We start from the raw sequence: 15,760 nt of genomic DNA on the forward strand, positions 1-15,760 counted from the left end.
CGCTTCGCAGCAGCATGCCCGGCATGTTCGCAGTGATCGCCGAATCCGGGCAGTCGTTCGCGCGGCATACCCATGAGCAGTTCGGCATCGGCGTCATCGAGCGTGGCGCCCAGCATTCGCTGAGCGGGCGCGGGCGGGTCGAGGCCGGCCCGGGCGATGTCATCACCGTCAATCCGCGCGAAGTCCACGACGGCACTCCCATCAGCGATGGCGGCCGCTGCTGGCGGATGCTGTATATCGAGCAACAGCTGATGGCGGGTATTGCCGAAGACCTTGATGCAAGCGGCCGTGGCGCCTACGAGTTCTCGAACCCGGTCATCCGCGATGGCCATCTGGCGGATCGGTTCCGCAGGCTGTTCGCGGCCGTTACCGGCATGGCCGCGACCGATGCCCTTCAGCGCGAGGAACTGCTGCTGGGCGTGTTGGCGGCGGCAACGCAGGCAGGCGGGGTCGCGCGGGAACCGCCATCGTTCCCGCCGGCGTTGCTGAAGGCTCGGGCGCGCATCGACGACGACCCGGCGGCACCGGTCAGCTTGGCCGAGCTTGCCGGCGAAAGCGGACTGAGCCGTTTCCAGCTGTTGCGGGCGTTCACCCGTGCCACCGGAATGACGCCGCATGCGTATCTGGTCCAGCGCCGGATCGATCTGGCGCGCCAGCTGATTGCCGCCGGTAGCCCGTTGACCGATGCCGCGCTTGCCAGCGGGTTTGCCGACCAGAGCCATATGACGCGAGTGTTCACCCGCAAATACGGCCTGTCGCCGCGCAGCTTCGCCAACGCCATCGCCTGAGCCGCTGCCGCAATTTCGTTCAAGACCACCCGTGCCGCTGCCTCCAGTCTGGACGTCCGCCAACGTCGATGGAGGTACCCCGATGAAGAACCTGTTGAAGAGCCAGTTGGGACCGGCACTCCTTTGCCTGGCCGGAGTCTGCGCCGCCCCGCAGGCCGCCGCCGGCAGCGCCGAGGAAGTGGTCCGCGCCTATGCCGACGCTGCCAGCCGCAACGATCTGGAGGCGTTTCTGGCGCTGTATGACCCGGATATCCGCAAGTTCCGTTTCCCCGGGGAACTGAGTTCGCAGGGACTGGAACACAACCGCCGCGCGTACGCGCAATCGTTTCCGCGTCATCCGCAGTTGCGCGTCGACATCGTCCAGCTGATCGCGCTGGGAAACAAGGTGATGGTGCATGATCGCGTCAGCGGCCTGCCGGACGGCGCGGTGGTTGACGAGCTCACCGTCTACGAAGTCGACGACGGCCGCATCGTCAACATCATGTATGTGGAGCGGCTGGCGCAGGAGATGCCGCGATGAGCGGGGCCGCCGGGCGCTACGTGCACGGCTACCGGAGCGCGGAAGCCCGCCGCCTGCGCGACCAGGCCGCGGCGCTGGAGGAACTCATCCATGCCGGTACCGTCTACACCGCCGGCAGCGCGGTGCTGGAGGTGGGCTGCGGGGTTGGCGCGCAGACGGTGGCGCTTGCCGGCCGCCATCCGGCGGCGCGCATCACCGCGGTCGACATTTCCGCCGTTTCGCTGGCGCAGGCCCGCGCGCGGGTGGCAGCGGCAGGGTTGGGCAATGTCGAGTTCCTGCAGGCCGACATCCATGCGCTGCCGTTCGCCGCCGCCAGCTTCGACCACATCTTCGTCTGCTTCGTGCTGGAGCATCTGCCGGATCCGGCCTTCGCGCTGTCGCTGCTGAAACCGCTGCTGCGGCCGCGCGGCACCATCACCGTGGTCGAGGGGGATCATGGCTCGGCGTATTTCCATCCGGACAGCGAAGCCGGGCGCGCGGTCATCGCCTGCCAGGTCGAACTGCAGCGCCGCCGTGGCGGCGACGCCTTGCTCGGCCGCCGGCTGTATCCGCTGCTGCGCCAGGCCGGTTTGGCCGGCGTCAGCGTCGAGCCGCGGCTGGTCTACGTGGACGGGAGCCGCCCGGGCCTGGCGGAGGCCTTCACCCGCAATACATTCGCCGCGATGGTGGCAGGCATCGGTGAAGCGGCCATTGCGGAAGGGCTGATCGAACCGGAGCGGTTCGCCGCCGGCATCGAGGCGCTCTGCCGCGCCTGCGAGCCCGATGCGGTGTTCTGCTATACCTTCTTCAAGGCGGTGGCCGCTTGCGCCGATGCGGATCATGACGGCGCCAGGCTGGCGGTAGGCGCTGGCATCGACGCGCCGCAGGCGCCGGGCTCGCGGCTTCGCGCATCGACAGACCCGGCTATCCGGCATGCATGCCCGAGGATGCACCGTATCCGACGGATAACCGCAGGAGCGCCGGCCCGATGCCGGTAGAATCGCCTGTCTCCGAAAGAGGATGCGGGCGATGGACGAACAACGGGCAGGCGAGGCGGGCCAACGAAGCGACAACGCGCCGATGCTCGACAGCGCGGATTTCATCGTCGCCATTCCGGCCCGCTACGCCGCCTCGCGGTTGCCCGGCAAACCGTTGCGGCTGCTGGGCGGCACGCCGCTGGTCATCCATGTGGCGCAACGGGCCATTGCCGCCGGCGCGCGGGAGGTATGGGTGGCCACCGACGACGAACGCATCCGCGATGCCCTGCAGGGCACGCCGGTGCAGGTGGCGATGACTTCGGCGGCGCACGCTTCTGGCAGCGACCGCCTGGCCGAATGCGCGCGCATCGCCGGCTGGTCCGACGAGGCCATCGTGGTCAACCTGCAGGGCGATGAACCGTTCGCGCCGCCGGCGGGCATTCGCGCGGTAGCCGACGCGCTGGCCGCCAGCGGCGCTGAGATGGCGACCCTGGCCACCCCGGTCGAGGATGCCGAGGCGCTGTTCGACCCCAATACGGTCAAGCTGGTGCGGGCAGCCAGCGGCGATGCGCTGTACTTCAGCCGCGCGCCGATTCCCTGGCACCGCGAGGGCTTTGCGCAGAACCGGCAGGCGCTGCCGCCGGGGCAGTGGCTGCGCCATATCGGCATCTACGCCTACCGCACCGGCTTCCTGCAACGCTTCGCGGCGCTGCCGCCGGGCCGGCTGGAACAGGCCGAATCGCTGGAACAGTTGCGGGCGCTGGAAGCGGGGTTCCGCATTGCCGTGGCGCTGACGCCAGAACCGTTCCCGCCTGGTGTCGATACGCCCGAGGACCTGGCCCGGGCCGAAGCGCGGCTGGGCGGCGCATGAAGCTGCTGGTCGTCTGCCTGGGCAACATCTGCCGCTCGCCGATGGCCGAGGGCGCTTTGCGCGCGCAGATTGCCCGCTCGCCGCTGGCGGGGCGGGTGGAAGTGGACTCGGCCGGCACCGGCGACTGGCATGCCGGCCAGCCGCCGGACCGCCGCGCCATCGCCTGCGCGCGCCGCTACGGGGTGGATATTTCCGGCCTGCGCGCACGCCAGCTGGTCGCCGCCGATTTCGAGCGTTTCGATTGGCTGCTGTGCGCCGACCTGCAGAATCTGCGCGATGTGCGGCAGCTGGCGCCGCCGCAGGCGCGGCACAAGGCGGTGCTGCTGCTGGAATGGGCCGGCATTGCCGCCGGCAGCCCGGTGCCGGACCCGTACACCGGCGGCAGCGAGGATTTCGAGCGCACATGGCGACTGGTCGATTCGGCCGCGTCAGCGGTCGTGGCGCGGCTGTTGGCCGGGTGAGTCTGCGGCATAATGCTGCGGACAATGAATATGGATATCGCGCCTGAACTTCCGCAGGGCCTGCAATGGCTCAACGCTCCCGGCGGTTCGCTGCACGAACAGCGCGGACGGATCGTCGCGCTGGCGTTCGTCAATGCCGCCTCGGCCTGGTGCGGGCAGCGGCTGAACGAAATCGCCCAGTTGCAGGCGCGCTATCTGGGGCGCCTGCAGGCGCTGGCGGTGCATGTGCCCCGGTTCGACAGCGAACGCGACCCGCAGCAGGCGCTCAAGCGGCTGCGCCGGCACGGCGTCAGCATGCCTATCGGCCACGACGCCGACTGGGTCGCCTGGCAGCGCTTCGGCATCGAGGCCTGGCCGACCGTGCTGCTGATCGATGGCGAGGGCCATATCCGCCACCGGCTGGTCGGGCTGGAACCGCTGGCGGAGCTGGAGCGAATGGTCGCAACGTTGTGCGACGGACTGCAGTCGCCGCCGGATGACGATCTCGACACCCCGCGGGAACTCCATCCCGAGCCGCGAACGGCGCTGCGGTTTCCGACCGGACTGGCGGTGACCGGCGAGCGCCTGTTCGTTGCCGACAGCGGCCACCACCGCGTGCTCGAGTGCACCCATTCCGGCCGCATCCTGCGCCAGTTCGGCATGAAGGCCGCCGGTTTCGCCGATGGCGAACTGACCCTGGCCGGCTTCTGCCGGCCGCACGGCCTGGTGCTGGAGCGGGAGGCGCTGTATGTGGCCGACACCGGCAACCATGCGCTGCGCCATGTCAATCTGTTCACCGGCACGGTCAATACCTTGTGCGGCAACGGCCGCCCCGGCGACGCGGTCGAAGGCGTGGTGCGGTCGCCGCGCAACGTCGCCCTCAATCACCCGCACGCGCTGGCGCTGGTCAACAACCGGGTGTACCTGGCCCAGGCCGGCGACAACCGGATCTGGAGTTACGACCTGGGTAACCACGAACTGCGCCAGCGCGCCGGGTCCGGCCAGTTGGACGTGCGCGACGGCAGCGGGGCGATGGCCGCCTTTGCACAGCCGGTTGCGCTGGCGGCGGTGCACCAGGCGCTGTACGTCTGCGACGCGGTCGGTTCGGCCGTGCGTTCGATGCAGTTGCGCAGCGGGGTTGTGCAGACGCTGCTGGGCCAGGGCCTGTGGGAATTCGGCAACGAGGACGGCCCGCGCGACACCGCGCGGCTGCAGAACCCGCAGGCCATCGCGCTCAGCCCGGATGCGCCGCAGATGTGGATTGCCGACAGCGGCAACGGCAGCCTGCGCATGCTGCGCCTGGGCGGCGGTGAGCTGACCACGGTGGCGCTGCCGCGGCCGTTGCAGGGGCCGGCGGGGCTGGCGGTGGCGGCCGGTGCGGTCTGGATTGCCGAAACCGACGCCCACCAGGTGTTGCGCTACGACATCGCCAGCGGCGAACTGAGCACAGTCGCCATCGAAGAATGAGCGGCAGCGGAACACCGGACTTCGATGGCAAGGCATACGCCGCGCGGCTCAGCACCGCGCCGGGCGTCTACCGCATGTACGCGGCCGACGACAGCCTGCTGTACGTAGGCAAGGCCGGCGCGCTGCGCAAGCGTGTAGGCAGCTATTTCAGCAACACGCCCAAGGCGCCGCGCACGCTGGCGATGCTGGCGCAGGTGGCGCGGATGGACGTCACCGTCACCCGCACCGAGGCCGAAGCGCTGCTGCTGGAAAACCAGCTGATCAAGTCGCTGGCGCCGCGCTACAACGTGCTGCTGCGCGACGACAAGAGCTACCCCTACGTATTGCTGACCGACCAGGACTGGCCGCGCATCGCCTTCCATCGCGGTCCGCGCGCGGTGCCGGGGCGCTATTTCGGCCCGTATCCGGGCGTCACTGCGGTCCGCGAAACGCTCAACCTGATGCAGAAGCTGTTCAAGATCCGCAACTGCGAGGACAGCGTGTTCCGCAACCGTTCGCGGCCCTGTCTGCAGTACCAGATCGGCCGTTGCAGCGCGCCCTGCGTGGATCTGGTGGCGGCGGAGGAGTATGCCGAATCGGTGCGCCGCGCCGGCCTGTTCCTGGATGGCCGCAGCGACGAGCTGACCGGCGAACTGAGCGCGGCGATGGAGGCGGCCAGCGCCACGCTGGATTTCGAGCAGGCCGCGCGATTGCGCGATCTGATAGCCGCCATCCGCACGCTGCAGGCGCGCCAGTACGTCGACGGCCGCGCTGCGGATCTGGATGTGCTGGCCTGCGTGATGCAGGGCAGTACCGCCTGCGTGCTGCTGCTGGCGTTCCGCGACGGCCGCAACCTGGGCACGCGCACGTTCTTCCCCAAGACCAACGGCGAGGACAGCGCCGAGGAGGTGCTGGGCGCGTTCGTTTCGCAGTACTACGCCGAGCAGACCCCGCCGGCGGAGATCGTGCTGGACCGGCAGATACCCGATGCGGCGATGATCGAAAATGCGCTTGGCGTTTCGGCCAATCGCAAGGTGCAGCTGAAATGGAACGTGCGCAGCGAACGCGCCGGCTATCTGGAACTGGCTCGCCGCAACGCCGAAATCGCGCTGGCCACCGAAATCTCCAGCCGCGGCGCGCAGACCGCGCGCAGCGAAGCGCTGCAGCAGCTGCTGGGCCTGCCGGAGCCGGCCCGGCGCATCGAGTGTTTCGACATCAGCCATACCATGGGCGAGGCGACAGTGGCCTCGTGCGTGGTGTTCGACGCCAGCGGCCCGGTGCGGTCGCAATACCGCCGCTTCAACATCACCGGCATCGAGCCGGGCGACGACTACGCGGCCATGCGCCAGGCCATCGAGCGGCGCTTCCGCCGCGCGTTGGAAGACCATTCCGCCGAAAAGCCGGGCGTGCTGCCGGACGTGCTGTTGATCGATGGCGGCGCCGGGCAACTGGCGCAGGCCAGGGCGGCGCTGGCGGATCTGGGCGTGGACGGGGTGGTGCTGGTCGGCGTGGCCAAGGGCGAGGAGCGCCGCGCCGGCCACGAAACGCTGATCCTGGACGATGGCCGCGAAGTGCGGCCGGGCGCGGCATCGCCGGCGTTGCAGCTGATCCAGCAGGTCCGCGACGAAGCGCACCGTTTTGCCATCACCGGCCACCGCGGCAAGCGGCAGAAGGCGCGCATGACCAGCAAGCTGGAGGATATCGCCGGCATCGGTCCGCGCCGGCGCGCCAGCCTGCTGAAGCATTTCGGCGGACTGGCCGGGCTGAAAGCCGCCGGCGCCGACGAAATCGCCCGTGTCGATGGCATTAACGCCGCACTCGCCGAGCGGATCTACGCTAACCTGCACGGGTTGCCCACGCCGACCACGGGACACGAGTAAGCCTGTAATGAAGTTGACCATCCCCACCTGGCTGACACTGTTGCGGATCATGCTGATCCCGGTGCTGGTCGTGGTGTTCTACCTGCCGTACAAATGGACCAATTTCGGCGCCGCCTTCATTTTCATCCTGGCCGCGGTGACCGATTGGCTGGATGGCTGGATTGCGCGCCGCTATCACCAGTACTCGGCGTTCGGCGCGTTCCTGGACCCGGTGGCCGACAAGCTGATGGTGGCCGTGTCGCTGTTCCTGATCGTGCAGGACAATCCGACCATGTGGATGGCGATCTGGGCCGCGGTCATCGTTGGCCGGGAAATCGCCGTGTCGGCCTTGCGCGAATGGATGGCCGAACTGGGCCAGCGCGCCACGGTCAAGGTTGCCGCGCTGGGCAAAATCAAGACCATCGTGCAGATGGTGGCGCTGGGCTGCCTGTTGTACGCGTCCACCCCGGGCAACATCCAGCGGGCGGATATCTGGCTGGGCGAGTGGGTTTTCGTGATCGGCGACTGGCTGCTGGCCATTGCCGCGTTGCTGACCCTGTGGTCCGGAATCCAGTACCTGCACGCGGCCTGGCCGATTCTGCGCGCGGATGAAAAAAAGGCTGTTGACAGTTCGCGAGATGCAGGTAAAATTTCGCACCTCACCACGCGGGAATAGCTCAGTTGGTAGAGCGCAACCTTGCCAAGGTTGAGGTCGCGAGTTCGAGTCTCGTTTCCCGCTCCAAGACGTGGATCCCTTAGGGAAGTTTCAGAGGGATGGAACAAAACCCCGCTTGCGGGGTTTTGTTTTGTAAGAACCTGTTCGAAGTCTTGCTGCGCTTGCCATCTGGCGCGCGTGCGGTGCTCGAAATGCTCATGTACTGTATGTACACTGCGCTTTTCTGCGCTCCGCCACGCGCCACCTGGCTGCGCTCGCGACAGACTTTGAACAGGTTCGGCGCTTGAAAAGGCGCCTTGATTGCGCCAGTCTGGCGCAGTCGTCACCGGCCTGGTGGCAGAGTGGTCATGCAGCGGACTGCAAATCCGCGTACGCCGGTTCAATTCCGACCCAGGCCTCCATATTTGCCGACGATTCGGCGTAAACCGGCCCTTGCGGCCGGTTTTTGTTTATGCCGGCCGGAGCGGTCCTCAGCGCCTGGCCGCCGCCGGCAACGGCAGGCGCCGCTTTCCAATCGGAGGCGGCTGAGGCAGGCTATCCCCATGCCCGGATGGCGAAATTGGTAGACGCATCGGACTTAAAATCCGCCGGCCGCAAGGCCATGCCGGTTCGATTCCGGCTCCGGGCACCATCTAAGGCCTGTTGCACGCTCGGATGGGACGCGCCGCACGCTGAAACAGGCCTTGCCGCCAACGCGCTCAATCGCGCTTGCGGTTGCGCTCGTCCTCGCGTATCCGGCGGCGCAGGAATACCGCCACCCAGATACCGATGCCGAACATGACAAAGCTGCCGCCTATGGCCAGCCAGCCGACCGGTTCCAACAGTATTTCGCGCAGTATCGGGTGCATGCGTGTTCATCCTTCGGTAGGTGGGCACAGCGTAGTGGCTGGGCAGAACCGGGCATTGACTTCAATCAATCGCCATCCCTCTTGGGGGCACCCCGGGGGGGGGAGGGGGATGCGACTCGGCCGGTTCGAACCGGGACTTGCCGCAAACCAATAGAATCGGGTGCCGGATACGCTTGGCCGAGCGCCGGGCCGCCCCGACTTTCCTGGCCATGGAGTTCCGATGGGACGCTATCTTGCATACGCCGCCAGCCTGCTGCTGACCTTGTTGACGCTGGCGCTGGCCCTGCGCTGGCCGCAGTGGGGTTGGGCGACGCTGGTCTTTGGCCTGCTGGCGCTGCTGGGCAGCTGGGACCTGCTGCAGACCCGCAGCACGCTGCGGCGCAACTATCCGATCCTGGCGCATTTCCGCTACGGGCTGGAATCGGTGGGCCCGGAAATCCGCCAGTACTTCATCGAAGGCGATACCGCCGAGGTGCCGTTCTCGCGCCAGCAGCGTTCGCTGGTGTACCAGCGCGCCAAGGGCGTGATGGATGTGGTGCCGTTCGGCAGCCAGCAGGACGTCTACAGCGTCGACTACGAGTGGATCAACCATTCGATGGCGCCGGCCTCGATCGATTCGCATGACTTCCGCATCGTGATCGGCGCGGCCTGCGCGCAACCGTATTCGGCCAGCGTGTTCAACATCTCGGCGATGAGTTTCGGATCGCTGTCGGCCAACGCGGTGCGGGCGCTCAACGAAGGGGCGCGGCGCGGCAACTTCTACCACGATACCGGCGAAGGTTCGATATCGCCCTACCACCGCGAGAAGGGCGGCGACCTGGTCTGGGAAATCGGTTCGGGCTACTTCGGCTGCCGCGACGAGCATGGCCGGTTCAGCGAGGCGCGCTTTGTCGAGAATGCGCAGACGTCGCAGGTCAAGATGATCGAACTGAAGCTGTCGCAAGGCGCCAAGCCGGGCCATGGCGGGGTGTTGCCGGCGGTCAAGGTCAGCCGGGAAATCGCCGCCACGCGCGGCGTTCCGATGGGCCATGACTGCGTGTCGCCGGCCAGCCATTCGGCGTTTTCCACGCCGGTGGGCCTGCTGCAGTTCGTCGCCCGCCTGCGCGAGTTGTCCGGCGGCAAGCCGACCGGCTTCAAGCTGGCCATCGGCCATCCATGGGAGTGGTTCGGCATCGCCAAGGCCATGCACGAAACCGGATTGCTGCCGGATTTCATTGTCGTGGACGGCGCCGAAGGCGGTACCGGCGCGGCGCCGGCCGAGTTCATCGACCATGTCGGCGTGCCGATGCACGAGGCGCTGCTGCTGGTGCACAACACGCTCATCGGGCTGGGCCTGCGCGACCGCATCCGCATCGGTGCGGCCGGCCGCATCACCAGCGCCTTCGACATCGCCAGGACCATGGCGATGGGGGCGGACTGGTGCAATGCCGCGCGCGGTTTCATGTTCGCGCTGGGCTGCATCCAGTCGATGAGCTGCCACACCGACCGGTGCCCGACCGGCGTGGCCACCCAGGATCCGCGGCGCTGGCGCAGCCTGGACGTGGCGGACAAATCCGTGCGCGTGCAGCAGTTCCATGACAACACGCTGAAAGCGCTGCGCGACATGCTGTGCGCCGCCGGCCTGGAGCATCCGCAGCAACTGGGGCCGGAGCACATCCTGCGCCGGGTCTCGCCGACCGAGGTGCGTTCGCTGGCATCGATTTACCGGTTCGTCGAATTTGGCGAGTTGCTGGACCGTATTCCTGCGCATGCGGTGTTCCGCGACTTCTGGGCCGATGCGCGCAGCGACAGTTTCGCCGCGCCGCGCAAGGTCAGCGCGCTGTGCGATTCGAAGGACCGGTAACGGGCGGAGACTGCGGCAGGGTGGCGCCGGGCGCCGCCCGCCCGAGCGCCGCTACCGGTCCAGCAGTTCCAGCACCCGCTCCGGTGGCCGGCCGATCGTCGCGCGGCCGGCGTGGACAAAGATGGGGCGTTCGATCAGGCGCGGGTGCGCGGCCATGGCGGCAATCAGGGCCTCGTCGGCCAGGGAGGCGTCGGCCAGCCCCAGCGCGGCGTACTCGGCTTCGCCGGTACGCAGCAGGGCACGGGCGGGCAGGCCCAGCAGGGCCAGCAGTTCCCGCAGCGCGGCCGCGGAAGGCGGCTGCTGCAGATAGGGCACAAGCTGCGGCTGGATGCCATGGGCGGCCAGCAGATCCAGCGCCGCGCGCGACTTGGAACAGCGGGGGTTGTGGTACAGCAGGGTCCGGTTCATCCGGCCAGTCTAATCCGATTGACCAAAGCCGCCGGCCCCATTACCATTTGCGCCCCGAACATCGGGCGGTTAGCTCAGCGGTAGAGCACTGCTTTCACACGGCAGGGGTCACAAGTTCAAACCTTGTACCGCCCACCATATTGGCCTCTCGGCCAGGAAACGAAGCCACCCCTGCGGTGGCTTTTTTTCGCCCGCCATCTTCACATCCTGCCGCTTGCCTGCGGCAAAGCGCCGTCGCTACTCTCGGCCGTCGACAAGACAAGATGGGAGAAGGAAATGAACGAACTGCTTAGCGGTGGCATGGGCATCCTCGGCATCGTCATCTTCGTTTTTCTGCTGGCGCTGGCGATCCTGTGGTTTCTGTTGCCGTTCGCGATTTTCGGCACCAAGGACAAATTGAATGCACTGATTGCCGAAAGCCGCCAAATCAATGCCGAACTGGCGCGGGTAACGGCCGAACTGCAGGCCACGCGCGCGTTGATCGCGACGCCGCGGGCGGTAGCGGCGGCGCCGCTGCCCGGCGAGCGGCCGATTCTCTGAGCCGCCGTTTTCGGTCTGCCGCGCCGCCATTTCCGCCGCACAAAAAAACACGCCACCCGAAGGTGGCGTGATGGCTGCAATAGCGGCCGTGGTTACTTGCCGGCGTTGCCGGTGGCCGGGGCGGTCAGGCCGCGTTTTTCCAGCAGCGGTTCGATCTTGGGGTCATGGCCGGCGAAATCGCGGAAGATCTTCATCGCGTCCTGGCTGCCGCCCTGCGACAGCAGGGTCTTGCGGAAATGGTCGCCATTGGCGCGGGTCAGGCCGCCATTGTTCTTGAACCATTCCACGCTGTTGGCGTCCAGCACTTCCGACCAGATGTAGGCGTAGTAGCCGGCCGAGTAGCCGCCCATGATGTGGCTGAAGTAGGGCGTCTTGTAGCGCGGCGGCACCGGCGGGTAGTTGATGCCGTCGGCGGTCAGCGCGTCGGCCTCGAACTTCATCACGCCGGCGGCAGCGGGCACCTGATCGGCGGTGATCTGGTGCCAGCGCTGGTCCAGCATGGCCGCGCCCAGGTACTCGGTGGTCTTGAAGCCTTCGTTGAACTTGGAGGCGGCGATCACCTTGTCCAGCAGCGCCTGCGGCAGCGGTTCGCCGGTCTGGTAGTGCTTGGCGTAGTTCTGCAGGATCGACGGCCAGTCGGCCCACATCTCGTTGACCTGCGACGGGTACTCGACGAAATCGCGCGGCACGCTGGTGCCGCTGAAGTACGGATACTTCACGTTGGAGAACATGCCATGCAGGGCGTGGCCGAATTCATGGAACGTGGTGGTCACCTCGTCCCAGGTCAGCAGGGTCGGTTCGCCGGCCGGCGGCTTGGGGATGTTGAGATGGTTGGCCACCACCGGCTGAAGGCCGCTCAACGCCGACTGCGATACGTAGGAGTTCATCCACGCGCCGCCGCGCTTGGATTTGCGCGCGTACATGTCGGCGATGAAGATGGCCAGTTGGCTGCCGTCTTCGTTGAACACGTCATAGACGGTCACGTCAGGATGGTAGACCGGCAGGTCGGTGCGCTTCTTGAAGCTCAGCCCGTACAACTGGTTGGCGGCGTAGAAGACGCCGTTTTCCAGCACGTTGTTGAGTTCGAAGTAGGGCTTGAGCTGCGATTCGTCGAAGTCGTACTTCTCCGCGCGCACTTTTTCGGTGTAGAACGCCCAGTCCCACGGCTCCAGCTTGAAGCTGGGCTCGCCCTTGGCGGCCTGCTCCTTGTCGATCATCGCCTGCAGATCGGCGGCTTCGCGCTGGGCGTTGGCCACGGCGGCCGGGGCCAGCTGGCCGAGCATCGCGTTGACCGCTTCCGGCGTGCGCGCGGTCTGGTCTTCCAGGCCGTAGGCGGCGTGGTTGGGGTAGCCCAGCAGCTTGGCGCGGTTGGCGCGCAGCTTCATCACCTTGCTGACGATTTCGCGGTTGTCGTATTTGCCGCCCTTGCTGCCGCGGCTGACCGAGGCCTCGTGCAGGCGCTGGCGCAGCGCGCGGTTGGTCAGCTGCGACTCCGGCGGCTGGCCGGTGGTGTTGAGCAGGGTCAGCACGTACTTGCCTTCCAGGCCGCGCGACTTGGCCTCGTTGGCGGCAGTGGCGATCTGGGCTTCGGTCAGACCGTCCAGTTCCTCGGCGCTGTCGACGATCACGGCCGATTCATTGACCTCGTCCAGCACGTTCTGGCTGAACTGGGTGCCCAGGCTGGCCAGTTCGGCATTCATCTGCTTGAGCGTGGCCTTGTCGGTTTCGGACAGGTTGGCGCCGGCGCGGACGAACTGGGTGTGGTAGCGCTCGATCAGGCGTACGCCTTCGGCGTCCAGACCCAGCGAGTCGCGCTGCTCGTACAGCGCCTTGATGCGCGCGAACAGCCTGGGATTGAGGTTGATGGCATCGCCGTGGGCGGCGAACCTGGCCGAGTAGTCAGCGCGCAGCTTGTTGCGGGCATCGTTGGTGTCGGCCCCGACCAGGGCGAAGAACACGGTGGTGGCGCGGTCCAGCACCTGGCCGCTTTTTTCCAGCGCGATGATGGTGTTGTCGAAGGTTGCCGCCTCGGGATTGTTGGCGATGGCCTCCACTTCCTTCAGCTGCTCGGCCATGCCGGCGTCGAAGGCGGGGCCGAAATCGCTGTCGGCGATCTTGTCGAACTGCGGGTAGTGCAGCGGCAGCGGGCTTTCGGCAAAGAAGGGATTGGCCGCCTGGGCGGTCTGTGAGGCCGGGGTGGCGGCCTGGCTGTAGGCGGGCATGGCGAGTCCAAGGGTCGCGGCAAGCGCGATGGCGAGGCGGGTGGTCATGAAACGCAACTTCCTTCCAGATATGGTCCATCAAGGGTAACCCAAGGGTCCGCTGCCAACCCATGACGAAAGGCATAGGCGGCAGCGCCCCGGGGCGGCCATGCTGCGGATTGGACTGCCGCCTGGAGGAAGAGAACCGTGAAGCCGAGCCTCGCCGTTTGTCTGCTGCTGTTTTCCTCTCCGCTGATGGCGGCCGAAACCATACGCTATGTGGCACTGGTCGATGGCGGCACCCAGGCCGGCAGCCAGGTGGTCGTCCATGGCGATGATGGCGTCACCCGGGTCGATTTCATCTTCAAGGACAACGGCCGCGGGCCGGAACTGAAGGAAGAGTACGAACTGGCCGAGGATGGCACTTTCAAGCGCTACCAGGTCAAGGGCAGCTCCACCTTCGGTGCGCCGGTGGATGAAACCTTCACCCGCGATGGCGATACCGGTCGCTGGAAATCCACTTCCGATCAGGGCGAGCACCGCTTTTCCGGCACCGCGCTGTACACGCCGCTGGGCGGCACGCCGCAGAGCTCGTCGGTGGCGATAGCGGCGTTGGCGCGGCGTGCCGACGGCAGGCTGCCGCTGGTTCCCAGCGGCGCGCTGAGCGCGCGCAAGGTCGCCAGCACCGAGGTCGCCAATGGCGCGGACAAGCGCCAGGCGGAGCTGCTGGCGCTGACCGGCATCGGCCTGACGCCGACGTTCGTATGGGTGACCGCTGGAGCGCAGCCGCGGCTGTTTGCCTACATCTTCCCCGGTTTTCTGCAGCTGATCGAAGACGGCTGGCAGGGCAATGCCGACGCCTTGGAGAAGATCCAGAAAGACGCCGAAGGCGAGGCGCTGGCGGACATGCAGAAGCGGCTGGCCCGTCCGTTGGCCGGCACCACGCTGATTCGCAATGCGCGCATCTTCGACAGCGAGAACGCCGTGCTCGGCGATGCCGCCGACGTGGCGGTACGCGACGGCCGCATCGTATCGGTCGGGCCTGCCGGAAGCGCCAGCGTGGACGCGCAACAGGTGGTGGATGCCGCAGGCCGCGTACTGCTGCCGGGCCTGTACGACATGCACGCCCATGCCGGGCGCTGGGACGGCGGCCTGCAACTGGCAGCCGGTGTGACCAGCATGCGCGACATGGGCAACGACAATGCGACCCTGCAGCAGTTGATGGCCGAGCAGAAGGCCGGCACCCTGCTTTCGCCGCAGGTGATAGCCGCCGGATTCATCGAAGGCGAAAGCAAGATGTCCGCGCGCCACGGCTTTGTGATCAAGGACCTGGCCGAAGCGAAGAAGGCAGTGGACTGGTACGCCGACAACGGCTACCCGCAGGTCAAGATCTACAACTCGTTCCCGAAGGAACTGCTGCGCGAAACCGCCGCGTATGCGCACCAGCGCGGACTGCGCGTCAGCGGCCACGTACCGGCTTTCATGCGCGCGCAGGAGGTGGTGGAGCAGGGCTACGACGAGCTGCAGCACATCAATCAGCTGCTGCTGAATTTCTTCGTTACCCCCGAAACCGACACCCGCACGCTGGAGCGGTTCTATCTGGTGGCCGAGAAGACCGACGGCCTGGATTTCGACTCCAGGCCGGTGCAGGACTTCATTGCGTTGCTGGCGGAAAAGAAGATCGTCGTGGACCCGACCCTGGCCACGTTCGAATTCCTGCATCAGCGCGAAGGCCAGCTGTCGCCCATCGTTGCCGATGTGGCCGAACACCTGCCGCCGGACGTGCAGCGCAGCCGCCGCGCCGCCGAGATGAACATCCCCGACGACGCCACCGGTGCGCGCTACAAGCGTTCGTTCGACAAGCTGGTCGATTTTGTCGGCCGCATGTACCGCGCGGGCGTACCGCTGGTGGCCGGCACCGACGAACTGCCCGGTTTCACCTTGCAGCGCGAACTGGAACTGTACGTGCAGGCCGGGCTGACGCCGGCCCAGGCGCTGCAGGTGGCGACCTGGAACGGCGCCAAGTACAGCGGCACGTTGGCCGACAGCGGTTCCATCGCGCCCGGCAAGCAGGCGGATCTGATCCTGGTCGACGGCGACCCGACCCGCGATATCGCCGACATCCGCAAGGTGGCGCTGGTGATCCAGCGCGACAAGGCCTATTACCCCGGCGAGATCCATCAGGCGCTGGGCATCGAACCTTTTGCGCCGGCGGTGCAGGTGCAGACGACGGCGACCGCGGCCACGCGCTGAAGCGAAAACCGGGATTGTGGGCTAGGGCATGTGGAATGTGGGAGCCGTGCCGGCATGCCGGCACGGGTCAGTCGCGATGAAGCTTTACCGATAGGCCGTCGCGACTGATGT

At 67.0% G+C, this 15,760-nt stretch carries 14 protein-coding genes and 4 tRNA genes; 15 read left to right on the forward strand and 3 right to left on the reverse strand.

Annotation, left to right across the window (positions count from 1 at the left end):
• The first annotated feature begins 23 nt into the window (after nucleotides 1-23).
• The 11 genes from CRO39_RS02150 (at nucleotide 24) to CRO39_RS02200 (ending at nucleotide 8,187) form a co-directional block, all read left to right on the forward strand.
• The gene (locus tag CRO39_RS02150; RefSeq protein WP_202926298.1) at nucleotides 24-788 is read left to right on the forward strand and encodes an AraC family transcriptional regulator; all 765 of its coding nucleotides are present in this window, start codon (nucleotides 24-26) and stop codon (nucleotides 786-788) included.
• Between the two features lie 82 nt (nucleotides 789-870).
• Nucleotides 871-1,308: a nuclear transport factor 2 family protein gene (locus tag CRO39_RS02155; RefSeq protein WP_097120213.1), complete on the forward strand. Its 438-nt coding sequence runs from the start codon at nucleotides 871-873 to the stop codon at nucleotides 1,306-1,308.
• The gene (locus tag CRO39_RS02160) at nucleotides 1,305-2,285 is read left to right on the forward strand and encodes a methyltransferase domain-containing protein (RefSeq protein WP_097120214.1); all 981 of its coding nucleotides are present in this window, start codon (nucleotides 1,305-1,307) and stop codon (nucleotides 2,283-2,285) included. The genes CRO39_RS02155 and CRO39_RS02160 overlap by 4 nt, the downstream gene beginning before the upstream one ends.
• A gap of 82 nt (nucleotides 2,286-2,367) precedes the next feature.
• The gene (kdsB, locus tag CRO39_RS02165; RefSeq protein WP_097120756.1) at nucleotides 2,368-3,135 is read left to right on the forward strand and encodes a 3-deoxy-manno-octulosonate cytidylyltransferase; all 768 of its coding nucleotides are present in this window, start codon (nucleotides 2,368-2,370) and stop codon (nucleotides 3,133-3,135) included.
• A complete protein-coding gene (locus CRO39_RS02170) occupies nucleotides 3,132-3,596 on the forward strand; it encodes a low molecular weight protein-tyrosine-phosphatase (RefSeq protein WP_097120215.1) in 465 nt (154 codons plus the stop codon). The genes kdsB and CRO39_RS02170 overlap by 4 nt, the downstream gene beginning before the upstream one ends.
• 24 nt (nucleotides 3,597-3,620) lie before the next feature.
• Nucleotides 3,621-5,042 carry a redoxin domain-containing protein gene (locus CRO39_RS02175; RefSeq protein ID WP_097120216.1) on the forward strand — a complete coding sequence of 474 codons (1,422 nt, stop codon included), beginning with the start codon at nucleotides 3,621-3,623 and terminating at the stop codon, nucleotides 5,040-5,042.
• Nucleotides 5,039-6,901 carry an excinuclease ABC subunit UvrC gene (gene uvrC / locus CRO39_RS02180; RefSeq protein ID WP_097120217.1) on the forward strand — a complete coding sequence of 621 codons (1,863 nt, stop codon included), beginning with the start codon at nucleotides 5,039-5,041 and terminating at the stop codon, nucleotides 6,899-6,901. Before CRO39_RS02175 ends, uvrC begins: the two co-directional genes overlap by 4 nt.
• A gap of 7 nt (nucleotides 6,902-6,908) precedes the next feature.
• Nucleotides 6,909-7,556, forward strand: coding sequence for a CDP-diacylglycerol--glycerol-3-phosphate 3-phosphatidyltransferase (gene pgsA / locus CRO39_RS02185; RefSeq protein WP_097120218.1), 648 nt, complete (start codon nucleotides 6,909-6,911; stop codon nucleotides 7,554-7,556).
• Nucleotides 7,547-7,622, forward strand: a tRNA-Gly gene (locus CRO39_RS02190). Before pgsA ends, CRO39_RS02190 begins: the two co-directional genes overlap by 10 nt.
• 261 nt (nucleotides 7,623-7,883) lie before the next feature.
• Nucleotides 7,884-7,957 (forward strand) — tRNA-Cys (locus CRO39_RS02195).
• Between the two features lie 143 nt (nucleotides 7,958-8,100).
• Nucleotides 8,101-8,187: transfer RNA gene (locus tag CRO39_RS02200), tRNA-Leu, on the forward strand.
• Between the two features lie 67 nt (nucleotides 8,188-8,254).
• On the opposite strand, the gene CRO39_RS02205 is transcribed toward CRO39_RS02200, so the two are convergent.
• Nucleotides 8,255-8,404 carry a DUF3149 domain-containing protein gene (locus tag CRO39_RS02205; protein WP_097120219.1) on the reverse strand — a complete coding sequence of 50 codons (150 nt, stop codon included), beginning with the start codon at nucleotides 8,402-8,404 and terminating at the stop codon, nucleotides 8,255-8,257.
• 220 nt (nucleotides 8,405-8,624) lie between these two features.
• On the opposite strand from CRO39_RS02205, the gene CRO39_RS02210 reads away from it, so the two are divergent.
• Entirely contained in the window at nucleotides 8,625-10,247 is a 1,623-nt protein-coding gene (locus CRO39_RS02210) for an FMN-binding glutamate synthase family protein (RefSeq protein WP_097120220.1), read from the forward strand.
• Between the two features lie 51 nt (nucleotides 10,248-10,298).
• Here the strand turns inward: CRO39_RS02210 and arsC are convergent, their stop codons facing one another.
• Nucleotides 10,299-10,655 carry an arsenate reductase (glutaredoxin) gene (gene arsC, locus CRO39_RS02215; protein ID WP_097120221.1) on the reverse strand — a complete coding sequence of 119 codons (357 nt, stop codon included), beginning with the start codon at nucleotides 10,653-10,655 and terminating at the stop codon, nucleotides 10,299-10,301.
• A gap of 63 nt (nucleotides 10,656-10,718) precedes the next feature.
• Here arsC and CRO39_RS02220 point away from each other — a divergent pair.
• Both CRO39_RS02220 and CRO39_RS20375 read left to right on the forward strand, forming a co-directional pair.
• Nucleotides 10,719-10,793: transfer RNA gene (locus CRO39_RS02220), tRNA-Val, on the forward strand.
• Nucleotides 10,779-11,195: a hypothetical protein gene (locus tag CRO39_RS20375; protein WP_141400682.1), complete on the forward strand. Its 417-nt coding sequence runs from the start codon at nucleotides 10,779-10,781 to the stop codon at nucleotides 11,193-11,195. Before CRO39_RS02220 ends, CRO39_RS20375 begins: the two co-directional genes overlap by 15 nt.
• Before the next feature lie 92 nt (nucleotides 11,196-11,287).
• On the opposite strand, the gene CRO39_RS02230 is transcribed toward CRO39_RS20375, so the two are convergent.
• A complete protein-coding gene (locus CRO39_RS02230) occupies nucleotides 11,288-13,465 on the reverse strand; it encodes a M3 family metallopeptidase (RefSeq protein WP_097120223.1) in 2,178 nt (725 codons plus the stop codon).
• A gap of 138 nt (nucleotides 13,466-13,603) precedes the next feature.
• On the opposite strand from CRO39_RS02230, the gene CRO39_RS02235 reads away from it, so the two are divergent.
• Nucleotides 13,604-15,649, forward strand: a complete 2,046-nt coding sequence (locus CRO39_RS02235) for an amidohydrolase family protein (RefSeq protein WP_238394506.1) — start codon at nucleotides 13,604-13,606, stop codon at nucleotides 15,647-15,649.
• The last annotated feature ends 111 nt before the right edge of the window (nucleotides 15,650-15,760 follow it).

The organism is Pseudoxanthomonas wuyuanensis, from assembly GCF_900215535.1.
Taxonomy (GTDB): Bacteria; Pseudomonadota; Gammaproteobacteria; order Xanthomonadales; family Xanthomonadaceae; genus Pseudoxanthomonas_A; species Pseudoxanthomonas_A wuyuanensis.

Coding starts and splice junctions, on each gene's coding strand:
- CRO39_RS02150 (WP_202926298.1), top strand. CDS start 24: ATGTTCGCAGTGATCGCCGAATCCGGGCAGTCGTTCGCGCGGCATACC.
- CRO39_RS02155 (WP_097120213.1), top strand. CDS start 871: ATGAAGAACCTGTTGAAGAGCCAGTTGGGACCGGCACTCCTTTGCCTG.
- CRO39_RS02160 (WP_097120214.1), top strand. CDS start 1,305: ATGAGCGGGGCCGCCGGGCGCTACGTGCACGGCTACCGGAGCGCGGAA.
- kdsB (WP_097120756.1), top strand. CDS start 2,368: ATGCTCGACAGCGCGGATTTCATCGTCGCCATTCCGGCCCGCTACGCC.
- CRO39_RS02170 (WP_097120215.1), top strand. CDS start 3,132: ATGAAGCTGCTGGTCGTCTGCCTGGGCAACATCTGCCGCTCGCCGATG.
- CRO39_RS02175 (WP_097120216.1), top strand. CDS start 3,621: ATGAATATGGATATCGCGCCTGAACTTCCGCAGGGCCTGCAATGGCTC.
- uvrC (WP_097120217.1), top strand. CDS start 5,039: ATGAGCGGCAGCGGAACACCGGACTTCGATGGCAAGGCATACGCCGCG.
- pgsA (WP_097120218.1), top strand. CDS start 6,909: ATGAAGTTGACCATCCCCACCTGGCTGACACTGTTGCGGATCATGCTG.
- CRO39_RS02205 (WP_097120219.1), bottom strand. CDS start 8,404: ATGCACCCGATACTGCGCGAAATACTGTTGGAACCGGTCGGCTGGCTG.
- CRO39_RS02210 (WP_097120220.1), top strand. CDS start 8,625: ATGGGACGCTATCTTGCATACGCCGCCAGCCTGCTGCTGACCTTGTTG.
- arsC (WP_097120221.1), bottom strand. CDS start 10,655: ATGAACCGGACCCTGCTGTACCACAACCCCCGCTGTTCCAAGTCGCGC.
- CRO39_RS02230 (WP_097120223.1), bottom strand. CDS start 13,465: ATGACCACCCGCCTCGCCATCGCGCTTGCCGCGACCCTTGGACTCGCC.